General features: G+C 38.3%; 9 protein-coding genes. All 9 read right to left on the bottom strand.

Translation table 11 applies throughout. The annotated features are described in order from the left end of the window. Positions 1-77: 77 nt before the first annotated feature. Positions 78-4,754, bottom strand: a complete 4,677-nt coding sequence (locus tag ACQ76T_RS19715; protein WP_431344958.1) for a GEVED domain-containing protein — start codon at positions 4,752-4,754, stop codon at positions 78-80. Positions 4,755-4,992: 238 nt separating this feature from the next. Then, positions 4,993-9,423, bottom strand: coding sequence for a GEVED domain-containing protein (locus ACQ76T_RS19710; protein ID WP_431344957.1), 4,431 nt, complete (start codon positions 9,421-9,423; stop codon positions 4,993-4,995). 168 nt (positions 9,424-9,591) lie between these two features. Further along, positions 9,592-12,624, bottom strand: a complete 3,033-nt coding sequence (locus ACQ76T_RS19705) for a reprolysin-like metallopeptidase (RefSeq protein ID WP_431344956.1) — start codon at positions 12,622-12,624, stop codon at positions 9,592-9,594. A gap of 179 nt (positions 12,625-12,803) precedes the next feature. Continuing rightward, positions 12,804-13,472, bottom strand: coding sequence for a DUF6048 family protein (locus tag ACQ76T_RS19700; protein ID WP_431344955.1), 669 nt, complete (start codon positions 13,470-13,472; stop codon positions 12,804-12,806). Then, the gene (locus ACQ76T_RS19695; RefSeq protein ID WP_431344954.1) at positions 13,438-13,914 is read right to left on the bottom strand and encodes a DUF6452 family protein; all 477 of its coding nucleotides are present in this window, start codon (positions 13,912-13,914) and stop codon (positions 13,438-13,440) included. Before ACQ76T_RS19695 ends, ACQ76T_RS19700 begins: the two co-directional genes overlap by 35 nt. A gap of 78 nt (positions 13,915-13,992) precedes the next feature. Further along, positions 13,993-15,402 carry a 23S rRNA (uracil(1939)-C(5))-methyltransferase RlmD gene (rlmD, locus tag ACQ76T_RS19690; RefSeq protein WP_431344953.1) on the bottom strand — a complete coding sequence of 470 codons (1,410 nt, stop codon included), beginning with the start codon at positions 15,400-15,402 and terminating at the stop codon, positions 13,993-13,995. Between the two features lie 108 nt (positions 15,403-15,510). Next, positions 15,511-17,052, bottom strand: coding sequence for a TlpA family protein disulfide reductase (locus tag ACQ76T_RS19685; RefSeq protein WP_431344952.1), 1,542 nt, complete (start codon positions 17,050-17,052; stop codon positions 15,511-15,513). 292 nt (positions 17,053-17,344) lie between these two features. Beyond that, complete coding sequence (locus ACQ76T_RS19680; RefSeq protein ID WP_105681652.1) at positions 17,345-18,112, bottom strand: succinate dehydrogenase/fumarate reductase iron-sulfur subunit; 768 nt, start codon at positions 18,110-18,112, stop codon at positions 17,345-17,347. Between the two features lie 25 nt (positions 18,113-18,137). After that, a complete protein-coding gene (locus ACQ76T_RS19675; protein WP_431344951.1) occupies positions 18,138-20,150 on the bottom strand; it encodes a fumarate reductase/succinate dehydrogenase flavoprotein subunit in 2,013 nt (670 codons plus the stop codon). Positions 20,151-20,154: the final 4 nt, after the last annotated feature.

The following is a 20,154-nucleotide window of genomic DNA, read 5'->3' as shown; positions in this document are numbered from 1 at the left end:
GACAGAAAGTATTAATTGTTCTTCAAAAAAATAAGCCTCCAGAAATGGAGGCTTATTCTATATTAGAATTGATTAAACTATTCTTTGATAAATTTCTTCTGAACAGTGTTACCGTTATCTTCGATGTCGATTACATAAACTCCGTTGATCAGTCTGCTGACGTTGATCTGGTTGTTCAGTAAAATTCCATCAGCGATCACCTGACCTGCTGCATTGTAAATCTTGTATTTAGCACGCTTGCTGATATTCTTAACATACAAGACTGAGCTTACAGGGTTAGGATAAATCATGATACTGGTCTGATCTAGAGGATTCGCAACAACAGGTTTAGAAATTCTTACCGTGTAATCCTCAACCTCTCCGTTCTTAAAGCTTGCACAGCTAACTGGAATACCATCTCTCTCCATCGCCACTCTCATCACTACATATTTGTAATCAGTCATGCTCACAAACGCATCATTTGGAACATTGAACTTGCCAGATACAGGGCTGTTCATGTTTGGAGCAGAAGTAAATACTCTCTCGTTGATATCGAATTCTCCGTTTCTGTTGAAATCGATCCAAACTGCAACTCCTTCATTGTATGTTTGACCGGTCCATTTTTTCTCAATGATAATCTCGTTATCAGTTGATCCCTGGATCAGCTCGATGAAGGTCTTAGGAACTCCTGTGTAATCGGTATAGGTAGAAGCTCCGGATGCATTTACCATTTGTTTCTTACCATTTGGATTCACTGTAACCTGTGAAATGTGTTCTCCTGTTGAACTGCCTGAAGACATCTTACAGTAGATTACTGTGGGTGTTGTAAAATAGTACGGAGGTGTATAGGTTCCTGGTGTTCCGTTACAGATATTCACAACCTGCATTTCGTATTTCGTTAATTCAGTTAAACCAGTTAATACTAAATTATTTACCAATGATGGTACCTCAGTCCAGCTAGGAATACCTACTTTTCTGTATCGAAGAACATAGGTAGCTCCAGGGAATGGATCCCATTTTACGTCTGCCGTAGTTGGCAACAATTGAGTAATTGTTAATCCCGGAGGAGGTAACTGGCATATTCTTTCCGTTGTAAATACTTTTGGATTTGAATAAGGGTTCAGTGTCGTCTCTCCGTTACACATATTGGCAATCTGTAATTCATAAGTCGTATATGGCTCTAAAGGAATTACACTTCCAAGCACATAAGTATTGGTAGGTGGAGCTGGAAGATTGACATTATTCCAGGTTGTAGTACCTACTTTTCTCCATTGCATATAATAAGTAGCACTTGGTACAGTAGGATTCCATGTAATCAAGGCTGTGGTTGGAGTAATATTCGTTACTGTAACACTTGGAGGCGTTGGATCGCATCGCGTTGTGAAAGTTTTGATTGGTGTAGCAGTTCCTACAACATCGCCACAAATAGCTGCTACTTCTACTTCATAAGTCGTGGCAGGAATAAGTCCATTGATGGTAAGTGGAAGGTTTCCTAATAAAGTAGATGCATATACCTGAGTCCATGCTGTTGTTCCCTGAACTCTGTATCTTATTACATAACTTACTCCAGCCCCTGTAACAGTTACTGTTGCAGAAGTATGGGTCGTTGTAAAGGTTGGAGCATTTGGTGTAGCATTACTACAAGGTCTTATTTTCACTCTGTAGTCTTCTACTTCTCCATCTACAGCATTCTGACACATTACCGGAGCACTTGTACGTTTTAGTACCACTCTCATTGTTGTAGTCAGTGGTCCTGTATAAGCGGTAGAAGGTACACTAAAGGTTCCTGTTACAGTAGCTGTGGTACTTGCAGCTGAAGTTAAAATTTTCTCAGCATCCGTAAACTGTCCGTTTCTGTCAAAGTCGATCCAAACAGTAACGGCATCACTACCGGTTGAACCAGTCCAGCCTTTAGCGACTGAAATCTTATTATTTATAGAGTTAACATCTAATGTAATAAGGGTTTCAGGAGTGGTATAGCTGATATAGTTCGTCTGTACCGAAGTATTGTTCACTACAGGAGCTCCAGGATTCGAAGGTGTTACTGTCACGTTCGAAATATGATCATTCGTTCCGGAACCTGTCATCTGACAGTAAGACAACGGTGGGGTTGTAAAGGTTACTGTTGAAGAATAAGATCCTGTTGAAGTTCCACACTTTGTAGAAATCTGAACATCATAAGCTGTCTGCTCTGTTAAACCCGTAATAGTATAGAAGTTCTGACCCGCTGGTACAGTAATAGTCTGCCAGGTTCCACTTGGAGATACTCTATATCTGATCGTGTAAGTTGCTCCTGAAGTAGCAACCCATGATACTGTTCCTGTAGTAGCGGTAAGACCATTCACTGTAATGTTCGTTGGAGGAGCTGTTGTACATGTTTGAGGATCTACGAATCTCACTGTATAATCTTCAACCTCACCCTGAGTGAAAGTTCCACAAGCATTATTAGTACTACTTGTACTCATCACAACACGCATACGCGTTGGCTGAGTTCCTGTATAAACTCCACCTGCTGCATTAGGAACAGGGAAAGTAGCTGTAACAGGAGTTGTCGTATTGGCTGTAGTATTTAATATTCTTTCACTTGTTTCAAAAACTCCGTTTCTGTTAAAATCTATCCAGGCAGAAACTCCATAAGAACTTGTAGAACCTGGCCAGTATTTATTAACAGAGATTTTATTTGTGTTTCCAGAACCTCTTTCTAAAATAACAACTCTTGTAGCGTCCGCGGTATAATCTTTATATCCGTCCGATCCTGAATCACTTACCATGATAGGAGTATTCACAGGAGTTACCGTTACATTATTGATATAAGCACTTGTAGAAGTATTCCCTGTAGGGTTTGCTGTACAATAAGTCAATGCAGGAGTTGTAAAGTTCACACTTGTTGAGTATGCTCCTGTAGATCCACCACAAACAGTAGCAATCTGAACTTCATATTGAGTTTGATCTACCAGGTTAGTAATCACCTGGCTGCTTGTAAGCGGCGTTGTAATATTGATCGTTGTCCATGTAGCATCTGTAACCTTTTTATATCTCAATACATAAGTTGCTCCAATTGCAGGAACCCAGCTTACAAGAGCTGTACTTGCTGTAAGGTTTGAAACGCCAATATTAGTTGGAGGAGCTGCAGAACATGGCTGTAGAGCAATAACATTTAAAGTATAGTCTACATAGTTACCATAAGAAGCCGGCCCACAAGAAGTAATATTTCCTGAATAAGATGTAGCTACTCTCACTCTATAATTACCAGGAGCCTGTCCTGCTGGGATTGGAATAGTTCCTGTTGCAGTAGCTGCATAACTGGTCGTAGCAAGAATAGTTTCGCCAGGCCCGTTAAAATTCATATCATTATTCCAGTCAACCCAAATATAATAGTAATATGTACTACCTCCTGAAGCAGCAAGATTCACTGTTATAGAAGTTGTAGGAATTGCTGAAAATACAGTTGCAGAGTTATTTACATACGCTGCATAGTTCGTTGCAGTGTAATTTAAATTCGAAATACCACCTGTTGTATTAATATTATTCAGATAGTAATTTGTACTTGAAGTACCACCTGTAGGCACACAATATCCGGTATAGAAAGAAAGGGGTCCTTTCCATGCACTTTGATCTGTTGCGCTACATCTTGCTCTCACCCATGCATAATAAGTTGTATTAGGATTTAACGGTGAAAGTGTTGCAGTAGTTCCGGTAGGAACATTCTGTGAAGGTACAGTCGCCCCAGTTGGAGCAGTGTTTGTTGTACTGTAATAAATGTCATATCCTCCTGCCGGCACATACGAAAAAGCAGTCCAGTTCAATACAGCACTTGTTGGCGTTACTGTACCTATAGATAGCGATCCTGTCGCAGGCATAGGTGGACAAGTAGGAGGTGTTGTAAAGTTGATGGGGGCAGACCATGTACTTTGGTTTGTAGCACTACACTTTGCTCTTATCCATACATAATATGTTGTATCAGGCGCTAAAGGTGATAGTGTTGCCGTAGTTCCGGAAGGAACATTTTGTGATGGAGGGGTTGCAGCTGTAGGAGCTGTGTTTGTTGTACTATAATAAATATCATACCCTCCTGCCGGCACATACGAAAAAGCAGTCCAGTTCAATACAGCGCTCGTTGTTGTTATAGCACCCATGGATAAAGTTCCTCCTGGAGGCATCGATAAACAGGTCGGTGGTGTACCAAAAGTCAGCTGTACGTTAGGTCTGTTTGCAGTCACCGTACCATTTCCGGTAGGTGCAGTACTATCTGCTTCGAAATACATATGGCTTGCTGTAGCCGTACTATATTTAAAGCCAGATCCTGTCAATCCAGATCCTCCTCCGGATCCCCCGTAGTTGGTTTCTACCAAAACCATCAGATTATCCGTTCCATTGTAATTGTAAGGAAGCTGTAATTGTAAAGTATTCCATCCAACTGCCAAACTGGTTACGTTTGCACTGTATACTAAGGTAGCTCCAGTGGTTATTGTACTCCAAGATTGAGCCGTGATGGCCGTAGTCGTTGCTGGTACAGATTTTAAATACACTTTAACCGGCATGGTAATGTTCATTGTTGCGGTAGCTTCCCATCCTACAGATAGGATACTTCCTCCGGCCGGAGTGTTTATTTCTGCAGCAGTATAGAGCGACGCAGACCTTTGATATCCGTAATAAGGAGTCAAAGGGTATCGCTGTGTACTAGTTCCTGCGCCAATGGTTACCACCTGGGCATGCAAGGACAGCCCAAAGACCAACCAAAGAAACAGTACTAAAGAAGTAAAAAGTTTCTTCATAGTTTTTATAATAATTTTATAATAATCACACAAAATTAAGCTTTTCAAATCATAAAACAATACACAAAAGACATTCAATTAACAAATCATCAATAAAAAAACAACTGTACTAAAGATATTTACAATTTTAACTGTCTTGAATAAAAAACATAACTTTAAGAATCTATCTTAAAAATATTAATAACAAAAAGAATAAGCCCCCGTTTCCGGGGGCCTATTCTATATAAAATGGATTAAACTATTCTTTGATGAATTTCTTCTGAACTGTATTTCCATTATCTTCGATGTCGATTACATAAACTCCGTTGATCAGCCTGCTGACATTGATCTGGTTGTTTAGTAAAATACCATCTGCGATTACCTGACCTGCTGTATTGTAAATCTTATATTTAGCACGCTTGCTGATATTTTTAACATACAATACTGAGCTTACAGGGTTAGGATAAATCATGATGCTGGTCTGATCAAGAGGATTAGCTACCACAGGTTTTGAGATTCTTACCGTGTAGTCTTCCACTTCTCCGTTCTTAAAGCTTGCACAGCTAACTGGAATACCATCTCTCTCCATCGCCACTCTCATCACTACATATTTGTAATCAGTCATGCTCACAAACGCATCATTTGGAACATTGAACTTGCCAGATACCGGGCTGTTCATATTAGGTGCAGAAGTAAATACTCTCTCGTTGATATCGAATTCTCCGTTTCTGTTGAAATCGATCCAAACTGCAACTCCTTCATTGTATGTTTGACCGGTCCATTTTTTCTCAATGATAATCTCGTTATCAGTTGATCCCTGGATCAGCTCGATGAAGGTCTTAGGAACTCCTGTATAATCGGTATAGGTAGAAGCTCCGGATGCATTTACCATTTGTTTCTTACCATTTGGATTCACTGTAACCTGTGAAATGTGTTCTCCTGTTGAACTGCCTGAAGACATCTTACAGTAGATTACTGTGGGTGTTGTAAAATAGTACGGAGGTGTATAGGTTCCTGGTGTTCCGTTACAGATATTCACAACCTGCATTTCGTATTTCGTTAATTCAGTTAAACCAGTTAATACTAAATTATTTACCAATGATGGTACCTCAGTCCAGCTAGGAATACCTACTTTTCTGTATCGAAGAACATAGGTAGCTCCAGGGAATGGATCCCATTTTACGTCTGCCGTAGTTGGCAACAATTGAGTAATTGTTAATCCCGGAGGAGATAACTGGCATATTCTTTCCGTTGTAAATACTTTTGGATTTGAATAAGGATTTAGTGTCGTCTCTCCGTTACACATATTGGCAATCTGTACTTCATAAGTCGTATATGGCTCTAAAGGAGTTACACTTCCAAGCACATAAGTATTGGTAGGAGCAGCTGGAAGATTGACATTATTCCACGTTGTTGTTCCCACTTTTCTCCATCTCATATAATAAGTAGCACTTGGTACAACCGGGTTCCATGTAATTAAGCCTGTGGTTGGAGTAATATTCGTTACTGTAACACTTGGAGGCGTTGGATCACATCGCGTTGTGAAAGTTTTGATTGGTGTAGCAGTTCCTACAACATCGCCACAAATAGCTGCTACTTCTACTTCATAAGTCGTGGCAGGAATAAGTCCATTGATGGTAAGGGGAATATTTCCTAATAAAGTAGATGCATATATCTGAGTCCATGCTGTTGTTCCCTGAACTCTGTATCTTACAACATAGCTTATTCCAGCTCCTGTAATATTCACAACAACAGAATTATGAGTCGTGGTAAAGGTTGGAGCATTTGGTGTAGCATTACTACAAGGTCTTATTTTCACTCTGTAGTCTTCTACTTCTCCATCTACAGCATTCTGACACATTACCGGTGCATTTGTACGTTTTAGTACCACTCTCATTGTTGTAGTCAGTGGTCCTGTATAAGCGGTAGAAGGTACACTAAAGGTTCCTGTTACAGTAGCTGTGGTACTTGCAGCTGAAGTTAAAATTTTCTCAGCATCCGTAAACTGTCCGTTTCTGTCAAAGTCGATCCAAACAGTAACAGCATCACTACCGGTTGAACCAGTCCAGCCTTTAGCGACTGAAATCTTATTATTTATAGAGTTAACATCTAATGTAATAAGGGTTTCAGGAGTGGTATAGCTGATATAGTTCGTCTGTACCGAAGTATTGTTCATTACAGGAACACCAGGATTTGCAGAAGTTACTGTCACGTTCGAAATATGATCATTCGTTCCGGAACCTGTCATCTGGCAGTAAGACAACGGTGGGGTTGTAAAGGTTACTGAAGAAGAGTAAGATCCTGTTGAAGTTCCACACTTCGTTGAAACCTGAACATCATATGTAGTTTGCTCGGTTAAACCCGTAATGGTATAGAAGTTCTGACCCGCTGGTACAGTAATAGTCTGCCAGGTTCCACTTGGAGATACTCTATATCTGATTGTATAAGTTGCTCCTACTGTAGAAACCCACGATACCGTTGCTGTGCTAGCAGTAAGGCTGTTCACTGTAATATTCGTTGGAGGAGCTGTTGTACATGTTTGAGAATCTACAAATTTAACAGCATAATCTTCAACTTCTCCCTGAGTGAAAGTTCCACAAGCATTCGCATTATCAAAATATCTCATCACAACACGCATACGGGTATTGAGTGTACCCAGGTAAACATTACCACTTGCAGAAGTAGGTACTGAGAAAGTTGCTGTTACTGGGGTTGTCGTATTATAAGTTGTATTTAAAACTCTTTCACTCGTCTCAAAAGTTCCGTTTCTGTTAAAATCTACCCAGGCAGAAACAGAATAAGAACTTGTAGAACCCGGCCAGTATTTATTAACAGAGATTTTATTGTTGGCAGAACCTCTTTCCATGATTACTAGTCTGGTAGCATCTGCAGTATAATCTTTATACCCGTCCGATCCTGAATCACTTACCATGATAGGAGTATTAGTAGGAGTAAGAGTTACATTATTGATATACCCACTTGTAGCCGTGTTACTTGTAGGGTTTGCAGTACAATAAGTAATAGCAGGAGTTGTAAAGTTCACACTTGTTGAGTATGCTCCTGTTACACCACCACAAACAGTAGCAATCTGAACTTCGTATTGAGTTTGTTCAAGTAAATTGGTTAATAGAGCATTACTAATTAATGTACCTACGTTAACACTTATCCAAGCTCCACCAGATACAGGTCTGTATCTAACAATATATGTAGCGTTTGATGCAGAAGTCCAAGTAACGTTTGCTGAGGTTGGAGTTAAGTTATTTACTGAAATATTAGTAGGCGGAGCTGATGTACAAGTTGCCAGATCTATTAATTTCACGGCATAATCTTCTACCTCACCATAGTAAAAAGTTCCACATGCAGCAGTTGTACTGGATTCATTAAGAACAACACGCATTTTTGTAGTAAGGTTACCCATATACACCCCTGATCCCGCTGCTGGCACAGGGAAAGTAGCAGTAACCGGAGTCGTTGTATTACTTCCTGAGGTTAATACTTTCTCATTCGATTCAAAAACTCCATTTCTGTTAAAATCGATCCATACTCCTGTTGCAAATCCATATTGATAACCTGGCCAACCTTTAGAAACTGAAACCGTACCATTAGTACCTCTTGCTAAAGTAACAAGTCTTGATGGATCTGCACTGTAATCTGTATACATGCTTTCTACAGAATTGCTAACCATAGAAGGAGTTCCTTGTCCATTTACTGCTACTTGGTTGATATAACCATCTACATAAGTACTTGTAGAAGCCGCAGTACAATAAGATAAGGCAGGAGTTGTAAAGTTGGTACTGGAAGAGAAAGCACCCGTAGTTCCTCCACAAACAGTAGCCACCTGAACTTCATAAGCCGTCTGCTCAGTAAGTCCTGTAATCACCTGGCTTCCGGCAAGAGTTCCCGTAACATTAATAGTTACCCAAGGTCCTCCGGCAACGGGTCTGTATCTTACAACATAAGTTGCCCCGGTCGCTGTATTCCAACTTACACTAGCTGTAGTAGCTGTAAGGTTTCCAACAGCAATATTAGCAGGTGGAGCTCCTGTACAGGCAGTCAGCAAGTGACTCACCAGCTGTACTCTAGGAATACTAGCTACTACATCTGATGCAGCAGGAGGAGAAGCTGGGTTTGGATTGTTCGAATCTTCATAGTATACCATTCCTCGGTTACCTCCGGTTACATTATAAGATCCCCAAGCGGTACCTGGTGAATCTGAATAACCCGGAGTTTTTTCGTTAACAGCAATCACCAGATTGTCTGTTCCATTCCAGGTAAATGGAGTGCTTAGCTGCAAAGTCACCCAATTTCCATTACTAATGGTGGGTAGGTCACCCGCATACACCTGAGTCAAAGAACTGAAAGGTACCCAGTTCGTAGCAGATGCAAAGGCCGTTTGCGTGGTGTTTCCCATATACACAACCCAGTCTTTATAAACATCCTGGGATTGGGACACCGTATTAACGTAAAATTTTATAGATGTGATATAGGTAGAGGTTCCGATCGCTGCCGAAACTTCAGCAGCTGTGTAAATCTGCTGGGAATAACTATATCCATAATAGGAACGTATGGGAAGATACACTGAGGTACCCGTTCCTGTCCCAATCTGACCTGTCTGAGCCGAGACTTTGGAAACAAAGCCTGTACAAACCAAACAGAGAAACAAGATTAAAGAAGTAAAAAGTTTCTTCATAATGTCGTGATTATAATGTTGATTACACAAATCTAATCATTTTTTGTTATTAATTTAAAGCTACAATTAGATTTTTTTTGAAAAAAATCAACAATAATTCCACTTATGCTTTAAATAAAGAAATCCCCGAGGAGACCCGGGGATTTACTAATATTGAAGAAATTAATTCTATTTTTTAATGAATTTAGATTTGAATTGCTCAATACCCTTCTCATCTACTGTAATTACATATCCACCTTTAACTAAAGATGAAACGTTAATTCTTCCATTACTAATATTTCCGCTATTTACTAATTGTCCAGCAGCGCTGTAAATTTTATAAGTAGCTTTATCTGAAACTTTAGTTACATTCAAGAAATCAGTTACAGGGTTTGGATAAATCTGAATACCATTATTTTTCACATTAGCTTCTGAAGTTGAAAGATTACTTGTAATAAGAACATTATAATCTTCTACTTCTCCATATTGGAAAGAACCACAAAGGAAGCTTGAAGGTATTGATAAACCTATATATGATCCACCATTACCAGCACCTACATATAGTGCTACAACTCTCATTCTCACAGGTTCTCCTTCAAAGGCAGTATTTGGCACTGTAAATGATCCATTAACGGCTGTTCCTGGCTGTGTTAATGTAATAGGATAATTCAGAACTCTTTCCGAATCACTGAAAATACCATCTTTGTTATAATCAATGAAAGCAGCTAGTGCATCATAATCTGCACCATCAGGATTACCAATAGTTACAGACATAGGATAAGTATTTCCCTTTGTCAGGTTAATTTGTAGTGCTGTATTTGTTGTATAATTACTATATGTACTGCTTGCCGAAGTATTATTCACATTGGCAAGTGTTACATTTTGAATATATTCAAATTGCGTATTAGTTGATGCAGAATCACAGTAAGCAATCGCTGGTGTAGTAAAGTTTACAGAAGCAGAATAAGTTCCTACTGTAGAATCACAAACGATAGCTACTTGTACTTCATACGTAAGTCCATCTATTAAATTATCTATATTGATTGAAGGAACCGGCGTGGCAGCCTCCGTCCATACAGTTGTTCCTACTTTTCTGTAACGCACTTTATAGGTCGCGCCAATATATGACATCCAAGAAACACTTGCAGAAGATATGGTTATATTACTTACTACCACATTAGTTGGAGCATTGCTATTACATGCTGAAAGAGTGGTAAGTGTAACAGGTCCAACCGCATAGAAAATATTTCCGATTGAAGAAATCCTAACTTTAATCGTCTGTCCGTTTAATGCAGAAGGGAAAGTAAAGTTCTCAGTTCCATCATTTGGAGTTGAAGCAGACAAAACAGTCCAAGTTAATCCATTGTCAGTAGTATAATCGATCTTTACGTTAGATACATTGTAAGGTGCAGCATCCGTATTTGCCACGATCCACTGAATTGGAGTTGGAGTATTAACAGCAGCATATTGATTTGCCAATCTGAACGGGCCATTATCTCCTACTACAACTGTTTGAACTTTGAAAGCTGATTGCTGCTCAGCTATATTAGGATTATTATCCCTTACTGTTACAGCATAGTTTGTTGTTCTTGCTACCGTTGACACTGCTTCCCATGTATTGTTAGCATTATTTAATACTCCGTTCATTACGGAAGCAAATTTAGGGAAGTATCTTGTTGGGTTTGTACTTGGTGGTGCAGAACGGAATGACGCTCCTGTTTTAGTATTACCTAGGTTAGATTTTTTAATTGAAAGTTCTGCATTGTCAACTTCTTCCCAAGAATAAGTTATTGGATCGTTTTCTGGATCTGTAGCAGAAGCCGTCAATACAAAAGCCGTAGATTTTGGAATATTAAATGTTGGCAGATCAGTAATTACCGGAGGATTATTCGTAATTGGCGTTTCTATATCACAAGTCTTAGCAATCAAATTAGCCTGAACCTGTCCAATACTTGCTTTATGAAAATAAGGATCTGAATTAGGCTGAACATCTGTATTAGGACCAGTAATTCCTGCATATCCCATAATTGTAGACCCTGAACCAGGTTCCATATTTACCCCACTTCCTTCAATATTGTGGGAGAAAGTGTGATTACCTCCCAATTGGTGTCCCATTTCATGGGCAACATAATCTATATCGAAACTATCACCTTGTGGCTGGCCATTTCCTGGAGAAGTAAAACCAGATCCTTTTCCTTGAGGTTGATTTGTGGTAGGATTAATACATACGCATCCTATGCATCCTGCATTTCCTCCACCTCCGGAAGCTCCAAATAGATGCCCGATATCATAATTTGCATTCCCTACCCCACTTGTCAAGGTAGACTGTAATTCTCCATTCCAAGCTCCCGCAACACCATCTGAAGCATCAGAATAAGGATCTGAAGCAGGATTTATATAAATAATGTTTGGAAAGCTTTGTAAGTTTAAATGTAATGCAAAATCTTTTTCAAAAACACCATTCACTCTACTTAATGTTGCATTAATAGCAGCTAAAGCAGGAGCTTTCTTCTGATCATCGGTAGCAGTAGCAGGAACGTTCGCCTGATTCATAAAAAACTGAGTATACTCACCTGTAACAGAAACAACCAATCTCATTGTTCTGTATTTCTTATCAGAAGTTTTAGCAAAGCTTGTTGGCTGATTTGAGAACGCCTGTCCTTTCGCCAAAAGTGCATCTATCTCCTTTTTAGCAGCAGGAGATTCATTTGTGGAACACAGAAAACCACTTTGGTCCTTTTTCGTTTTAGGATGAACAGCATATACTGTTCTATCATTAGAAAGAGGCTCAATAAATTCATAGTTATCTCCGTGAATAACCATCGACTGGAAGTCGTTAGGAGCCACACTGAATCTTAAATATTTTGTTGGATCATCAACGCTTGTTCCCACATAAGATCCTAATTCATACTTATCCGCAAGCTCTTTAACAACAACCGGAAAACTATATACATTAAATCTTTCAATCTTCCCATTAATATTAGGAAGAGAAATTACTACAGGGGCTGCATTTGCACCCATTTCCTGTGCATTCTTCAACTGAGATCTTAACAAATCCAAATCTAATTTGAAGTAACCATTACTTCTTATATTAGACTTTTCTGTATTAAACCCAGTACTTCTTTTGTTATTGTCCACTTTTTTTAATGAGGTTGGCGTCCATTGTCCGAACGCAGCTCCACTAATCAAAGTACACACTAAGGCAGTAAATACTCTTTTCATAAATTAAAACACAATTATAATTTTTGCCAAATATAGCTAATTTATAAATCCTCATAACAAATAATTTAATATTTTTTAATAAGGCACAAACAATTATTACATTTATTATAAAAAACATAAACTCCGGAATATCCCGGAGTTTATGTTTTTTATAATGTAAAGATCAAGATTTTATATCCCTAAAACTTATATGCAACATTCCATGAAAATCCCATATTGAACTTCGAAGAACTTCGTCCAAATCCTGGAACAATCATAGGATAGATATCATCCTGCTTAGAAGTATACACCAAATATCTGGGCTGAAGATTAACATCGATATAAAAATTGGATTCAAATAGCTGAACTCTTCCTCCCAAAGTTCCTTCCAGCCAAAAAGAGGATTGGGAAGATGAAGGGAAAGCCTCTGAGGAATTACTTCCCCCAAATCCACGAACGGGAACGGACATATACTCCTGCTTATAGAATGATCCGCCAACCTTTCCTCCTGCGTAAAACCCGTTGAATTCATTTTCTGCATCCTTTGCAAGCATATAGAATGCTCCCAATTTAACAAAAGGACCATTTACTTTAGCATCATATCCATTCTTCTGGTATATGTTCTTTTCAAAACCTGCTTCTGCAATAGCATGAACATTTTCTTTAATCTTTGAAGAAATAAACCCTTGATAAAGTTTTCTGTCTGAAAAAAAGCCCATTCCGGTATTCAAAACATCAAGGCCAACCATAAAGTTGGGTTCATATTTATAGGTTGTCTTTTTATTTTTATCTTCTCCTTTTTTGTCCTGTGCCCAGCTTGTTATTCCTAATAAACTAAAAAACAAGGTAAAGATTAGTCTTATCTTCATTCTCTATTTGATTTAACCCGTCTTCCAGCTTCTGAACAGGATTCGGAGTGATTAATTCTGATTTTAAATTCTCATAATACTTTTTGATTCCACAGCCAGGAGAAACATACGTAGATTTGGTTGTATATGATACTCTTACTTTGGATTCAGCTCCTTTATTAGTGAATCTAAAATACACATCTGTGTATGGAGATTCATCTACTCTTAAAGGAATAAGTCTTGAATCTATTTGCCCCAGACCTCCCAACTGAACTTTTCCTGAGCCATAATCCACTGCTACATATAAAGAGTCTATAGTAGTGGTCTTGTCTGAATCCAGTTTTTTAAAACTCACCCTCATTCTGGGAGTTCCTTCACCACTTTCACAAATATCATCATCTCCTCCACAGGAAAAGAGCATTCCTAAAAGGCAGGTAAGTATGAAAAATTTAAAATACTTCATCTGTATATTCTTATTTTTTATCTAGTCAGATGCAACTGGCTTTTTATATTAAGATCTGAAATTCAAATTTAAATAAATTTATTTTTTTACCAACAATGCAATGTTCTCAACGTGGTGCGTTTGCGGGAACATATCAACAGGTAATATTTTAACCAGCGTATAATGTTCTTTCATTAAGGCAAGATCTCTGGCCTGTGTTGCGGAATTACAGCTTACGTAAACAATTTTTTCCGGTGAAAGTTTTAAAATCTGCTCTACTACCTTCTGATGCATTCCGTCTCTTGGAGGATCGGTAATCAATACATCGGCTTTTGGGTGGTTTTCAAGGAACTCATCATTAAAGACGTTTTTCATGTCTCCACAATAGAAAGTTGTATTGGTAAGACCATTCAATTCAGCGTGTTCTATAGCAGCATCTATGGCTTCCTGTACAGCTTCAATTCCTATAACGTGCTTCGCATTTCTGGCAACATACTGGGCAATAGTTCCTGTTCCTGTGTAAAGGTCATAAACAACTTCGTCCCCTTTAAGATCAGCAAACTCCAATGTTTTCCTGTAAAGTTCTAAAGCCTGCTTATAATTGGTCTGGAAAAAGGATTTTGGGCCAATCTTAAATTTCAGACCATCCATTTCTTCCATTAAATAACCATCACCGAAGTATACATTAATATCCAAATCATAAATTGAATCGTTAGGTTTTGGATTTATAGCATATACCAATGTTTTGATTTGAGGAAATTTATCTAACAGGAATTCAAAAAGCTTTTCTCTGTTTTCTTTTTCTTCTCTGTACAGTTGGAAAAGAACCATCCACTCCCCTTTAGAGTTCTGTCTCATCATCAAGGTTCTTAAAAAACCATCATGGTTTCTTACATCAAAGAAGTCTAATCCGTTATTTACGCTGTACTCTTTTACCGCAAGTCTTATTGAGTTGGAAGGATCTTCCTGAAGGAAACATTCTTTAAGATCTAAAATCTTACTCCACATTCCTGGAATATGAAACCCTAAAGCATCTTTACTTCCGAAATTCTCTTCAGAACTGATTTCATATTGAGTAAGCCATCTTGCATTGGAGAAAGAAAACTCCATCTTATTTCTATAAAAATACTGCTCTGCAGAACCTAAAATAGACACGGTTTCAAAGTCTTCAATACCACCAATTCTTTTAATATTGTTATATACTTCTTCCTGCTTAAAGTCAAGTTGTTTTTCATAGCTCATATTCTGCCATTTGCAGCCTCCGCAGGTTCCGAAGTGGACACATTTAGCGTCTACTCTGAACGGTGACTTTTCCAAAACATCTACCGCTTCTCCTTCATAATATTTGGATTTGGATTTTTTTACCTTAACATTCACAACATCACCTGGAATTGCTCCCGAAACCAATACTGTTTTACCATCATCCGTTTTACCAATGGCAACTCCTTTTGCTCCGGCTGTTAACAGTTTAATATTTTCAAGAATAATATTATTTTTCTTCTTTCTCATTCTACAAATTCTATTTTTCTAATACAAAACCTCTCGGTTCCATTTTGCAAAAATACAATAAAAAAAACCTTATCCGAGGATAAGGTTTCTATACTGTGTTAAAGTTTACTATTTTTTAGCCGGCTGCGGATTTGCTGGCTGTGGAGCCTGCTGTTGTGCAGAAGGATCAATTTGTAATTGTTGTGGCACTTGCTGCATTGTAGGTTCTACTTTTGGTGCTGAAAGACCTGTAAGTTTATCCAAGATCGTTACAAGCTCCTGCTCTCCTAAGTTTACAAAAGATCTGCTGGCAATTTTACCGTCTTTATCTATAATTACGAAGCAAGGTAATTTAAATCCGTATACACCATATTTTTTAGCGATATCAGATTCCATTCCTTTTTCACCATATACGTTTACTCCCTGAACACCTTTCAGTAAAGAGTTGCTTGTTTTGATAAACTGATCTTTAGTATCGTCTACGTTTACAAATACAAAATTCATTTTAGATTTATAGAAGTTCACTACTTCTTTTAAAACAGGTACCGTAGCTTCTCCGATATAAGGGTTCCATGACGCGTAGAAGAATAACATGTAAGGCTTTCCTTTGTTTTCAGAAAGGTTATACGCTTTTCCGTCCTGTTTTACTAAAGCTGCTTCTGGAGCTGCTTCACCAATTTTAAGTCCGGTAATAGCTACCTGCATTTTTAAAAGATCGCTTTTAATGGTAGCATCTTTAATATCCGAATCAATGATTTTTTTGATTTTATCAATATTCGCTCCTGTAGTTGTTGGGTGAATATCTGCCTGAGCCATTACAAAGGCCAAAAGGTAGTCTTTTGCCGTTTGTGATAAATCTTTCTGAGTTTTCAGGTACTGAGCAAACATTTCAGAAGTTGTAATACCTGTTTTTCCTTTGCTGTTTGCTTCTGCATATTTTTGGAAATCCGGAGTCATTTTCACAAGAAGATATTGTCTGTAAAGCGGGATTGATTTCACCATCGCCTCTTTATCGTTATCTAACTTTGTTTCATAGTCTTTAAAAGCTTTAGAAGCCTTGTAAGATGGGTTTCCAGACATTGGACCATGCGACATTTCGTAGTTCGCAAGAAGGTTTAGGATGGTTACTTTAGCATCGTTTTTTTTCCATTCCAAAAGTCCTTTACTTGGATTATTTTTCTGAGCAAGCTCATCGATATTTTTGTTGATATCTGCTTCAACTTTCTGCATTCCTTTTACAAATGCTGCTTCGTCTCCGCTCATTAATGCTCCCAGATTAACTTTGTTACCGTATTCAGCTAAAAACTTCTGGCTTCCAGAAAGGAAATCATTGTTCTTTTTAGCATCCCCTGTAATAACAAATTCATTAGGGAAAGTCATAGAATTCCCAGAGATATTTACTTTTTGACCCCCTTCAAGATAGATCAGATTCTGCTTGTTGGCATAATTGATCACATACATACCATCTTTAGGGGCATCAAAGCTTCCTGAGAAATTTCCGTCTTTATCTAAACCTATATTAATCAAAGGTAGGGTTCCTACTCCTGAAGCTTCCACAAATTCGATTCTTTCCAGTGGTGAACTTCCTGTAATTTTTCCTTTTACCTCTACTTTTTTTGAACAAGACATCACGAAAATCGCGATGATAAACAATAAAAGATATTTTTTCATTTCAATTTTAATATTATGCAAAAATAAGCTTTTTAGGGCTTCTTAATCCACAGTGGTTATTTTTTTTAAAAATTTTCTTATGCCTGTTAAAAAGGATGCGATACGTATAATTTCCATACCCTTTTTAGGGTAAAATGTACCCTGTACACATCAACTACCCGCCAAATATATACTTATTAAATAAACAATACCAAAGCTTCTGAATAACTTAACAAATTTTAACAGGAAAAGGGTCTTAATCAAAAAATCGCCTCCGAAAATGAAGGCGATTTTTTATGTATTTGAATCAATTCTATCCTTGATCTACAAGAGCAGCCATATATTCTCTGTTCATTCTTGCGATGTTTTCAAGAGAAATACCTTTAGGGCATTCCACTTCACAAGCACCTGTATTTGAACAGTTTCCGAATCCTTCTTCGTCCATAGCTTTCACCATGTTCAGAACTCTTCTCTTCGCTTCTACTCTTCCTTGAGGAAGTAATGCATACTGAGAAACTTTAGCTCCTACGAATAGCATTGCAGAACCGTTTTTACAAGTCGCTACACAAGCTCCACATCCGATACAAGCAGCAGCATCCATTGCTTTGTCTGCATCTTCTTTAGGAACCGGGATTGCATTTGCATCCAATGTATTACCTGAAGTATTCACGGAAATAAAACCTCCTGCTGCCATTACTCTGTCGAATGCGCTTCTGTCTACCATCAAGTCTTTGATAACAGGGAAAGCGGCACTTCTCCAAGGTTCAATAACGATAGTTTCTCCATCTTTGAACATTCTCATGTGAAGCTGACAAGTTGTGATCCCTGTATCCGGCCCGTGAGCTCTACCATTGATGTAAAGAGAACACATTCCGCAGATTCCTTCACGACAGTCGTGGTCAAAAGCGATAGGTTCTTTTCCCTCGTTGATAATATTTTCGTTCAAAATATCCAACATTTCTAAGAAAGAAGAATCTGTAGAAACATCTGATATTTTGTAGGTCTCAAACTGACCTTTAGTTTTGCTATTTTTTTGTCTCCAAATTTTTAGGGTAAGATGAAGGCCTTTTTTTGCACTCATAATTTTTTATTTATTAGGTTGGAGATTATTTGTAACTTCTTGCTTTAACTTCAATGTTTTCGTAGATCAGATCTTCTTTATGCAGAACTTCAGTTGTGATATCATCTGTTTGATATTCCCAAGCTCCAACATATTTGAAGTTAACATCATCTCTTTCTGCTTCTCCTTCTGAGGTAGCATGATCTTCTCTGAAGTGTCCACCACAAGATTCATTTCTGTGTAACGCATCGATAGCCATTAATTGTCCTAATTCGATAAAATCTGCCACTCTGAATGCTTTTTCAAGCTCAGTATTCATTCCATCAGCATCACCAGGAACTTTCACGTCTTCCCAGAATTCTTTTTTCACCTGAGCAATTTCAGCAATAGCTTCTTTTAATCCTTCAGGAGTTCTTCCCATCCCCACTTTATTCCACATGATGTGTCCTAGTTTTTTATGGAAATGATCTACAGAATGTGTTCCTTTATTATTTAAGAAGAAATCTACTTTTCCTTTAATTTCTTTTTCAGCTTCATCAAATGCTGCTGAATTAGTAGGGATTGTTCCCGTTCTGATATCTGCAGAAAGATAATCTGCAATCGTGTAAGGAAGAACGAAATATCCATCCGCCAAACCTTGCATCAAAGCAGAAGCTCCCAATCTGTTTGCACCGTGATCTGAGAAGTTAGCTTCACCAATTACGAAACATCCAGGAATAGTGGACTGAAGATTATAATCAACCCAAACACCCCCCATTGTATAGTGAACTGCTGGATAAATCTTCATTGGAGTTTTGTAAGGATCATCAGCCGTAATTTTTTCGTACATAACGAATAAGTTACCGTATTTCTCCTCAATCCAAGCTTTTCCTAAATCATAAATTTGCTGATCTGTTGGATTATGAATATGTTTTTCGATAGCGGCTTCTTTACCTTTTTTCATGATCTCTGTAGAGAAATCTAAGTAAACACCTTCTTTCGTTTCATTATTTTCGATTCCGAAACCAGCATCGCATCTTTCTTTACCAGCTCTAGACGCAACGTCTCTAGGTACTAAGTTTCCGAATGCAGGATATCTTCTTTCTAAATAATAATCTCTATCTTCTTCTTTAATATTTTCAGGTCTCAATTTACCTTCTCTGATGGCTACAGAATCTTCAATATTCTTAGGAACCCAGATTCTTCCTGAGTTTCTTAATGATTCAGACATCAAAGTCAGTTTAGATTGCTGTGTCCCGTGAACAGGAATACAAGTCGGGTGAATCTGTACGTAGCAAGGGTTTGCGAAGTAAGCTCCTTTCTTGTGAATTTTCCATGCTGCAGAAACATTTGATCCCATTGCATTGGTAGAAAGGAAATATACGTTTCCGTACCCTCCTGAAGCAATTACTACAGCGTGAGCAGAATGTCTTTCGATCTCACCTGTAACAAGGTTTCTAGCGATAATTCCTCTTGCTTTGCCATCTACAATTACAAGGTCAAGCATTTCATGACGGTTGTACATCTTGATTCTCCCTTTACCGATCTGACGGCTCATTGAAGAGTATGCTCCTAATAATAACTGCTGCCCTGTTTGTCCTTTTGCGTAGAAAGTTCTTTTTACCTGAACCCCACCAAATGAACGGTTGTCTAACTGACCGCCGTAATCTCTACCAAAAGGAACCCCTTGAGAAACGCATTGGTCAATAATATTAGCAGAAACTTCTGCTAATCTGTAAACGTTAGCCTCTCTTGCTCTATAGTCACCTCCTTTGATGGTGTCATAGAATAATCTGTAAGTAGAGTCACCATCACCCTGGTAATTCTTAGCTGCATTGATTCCTCCCTGAGCTGCAATAGAGTGTGCTCTTCTTGGAGAATCCTGGTAGCAGAATGCTTTAACGTTATATCCCTGCTCAGCTAATGTAGCCGCAGCAGAACCTCCTGCCAAACCTGTACCTACAACAATAATATCAATCTTATCTCTGTTGTTTGGTGCAACAAGGTTCATATGGTCTTTATGATTTTTCCACTTGTCTTTAAGAGGACCCGCCGGAATTCTTGAATCTAATTTACTCATACTA

Source organism: Chryseobacterium sp. JK1, from assembly GCF_050632815.1.
GTDB lineage: Bacteria > Bacteroidota > Bacteroidia > Flavobacteriales > Weeksellaceae > Chryseobacterium.
This window is presented reverse-complemented; position numbering and strand designations above follow the sequence as displayed.